This window comes from Frankia sp. KB5 (genome assembly GCF_002099325.1).
GTDB lineage: Bacteria > Actinomycetota > Actinomycetes > Frankiales > Frankiaceae > Frankia > Frankia casuarinae.
Genome location: NZ_MRUJ01000416.1, coordinates 1 through 1,117, shown reverse-complemented (window position 1 = coordinate 1,117; position 1,117 = coordinate 1). Strand labels below are relative to the sequence as shown.

2 pseudogenes are annotated in these 1,117 nt (G+C 68.8%); one reads left to right on the top strand and one right to left on the bottom strand.

The features are described from left to right. The first annotated feature begins 62 nt into the window (after window positions 1–62). A pseudogene (locus tag KBI5_RS24925) lies at window positions 63–583 on the top strand (kinase). Between the two features lie 82 nt (window positions 584–665). Here KBI5_RS24925 and KBI5_RS26765 read toward each other — a convergent pair. After that, window positions 666–1,117 (bottom strand): annotated as a pseudogene (locus tag KBI5_RS26765) (hypothetical protein); the annotation flags it as partial.

The following is a 1,117-nucleotide window of genomic DNA, read 5'->3' as shown; positions in this document are numbered from 1 at the left end:
GCAGCATCGTGGAGGTGCCGGACAACGCGGTGGCAGAGTCGGCGACGACCACACTGGTGGTGATCCGCGGCAACTCGGGAGCGGGTAAGAGCTCGGTCGCACGGACGCTACGAGCGCGAGCGGGGCGCGGTGTCGCGCTGGTCGAGCTGACTACCTGCGCCGGGTGGTGCTGCGAGAGCGCGACGATCCCGGCGGCTTCGCCCCGGCGCTGATAGATCAGACCGCACGATTCTGTCTTGATCATGGCTTCCACGTCGTGCTGGAGGGCATCCTCGCCGCAGCCCGCTACGCCACGATGTTCGAAGAACTGATTCGGGCGCATCGGGGCCCGAGCTTCGTCTTCTACCTCGACGTGTCACTGGAGGAGACTCTGCGCCGTCATGCCACCCGGCCGCAGGCGGCTGAGTTCACCGGCGAGGACATGCGCGGCTGGTACCTACCCAGTGATCTACTTGGAACGGACGGCGAACAGGTCGTCCCAGAACACTCCACGCTCGAACAGACGGTCGCGCTCATCGGAGCCGCCGCCGGCCTCGTGCCCTCACCTCCCAGCCAGTCAGTACTAGGCAGTCCTGCACCATGAGTCCCCGGCGGGCGGGAGTGGGTGGCGTGCGGTGTGGAGGATCGCGACGTTCTCGCTGTGCCGCTGGCTGCTGGCGAGCCGGTCAGCCGGGGCGGCGCGGGATGCCTGGTAGATCGGCTTCGGATTCATAGAGGTCCTCGAACGCGCGGACCGCCGGATCGGCACGGAACGCGGCGAGGCGGGCGCGCAGGTGTTGGACCCGGTCGGAGGTGCGGGCCGATCCTGCGCGGGCGTCGAGGCGGACGACGTGGGTGGCTTCTTCGACGGCCCTACCGAGATCGCCTGTCTGCAGGTAGGCCTCGGCGAGCCAGGAGCGGTAGAGGGCGGCTTCGCGGGCGTGGTCTTCGTCGCAGCGGGCGACCGCGTCGACCAGCAGGGGTTCGGCGCGTTGCGGGAGGCCGAGTTCGACGTAGCAGCGGCCGGCCATGACCTGGATCTCGTTGTCGTCGAGCCAGTACACCCAGGTCGGTTCGTCGTCGGGGTGGCGCTGGTCGTAGTGCCGTTCCACCGCGGCGAGTGCTTTCTCCGTGGCGG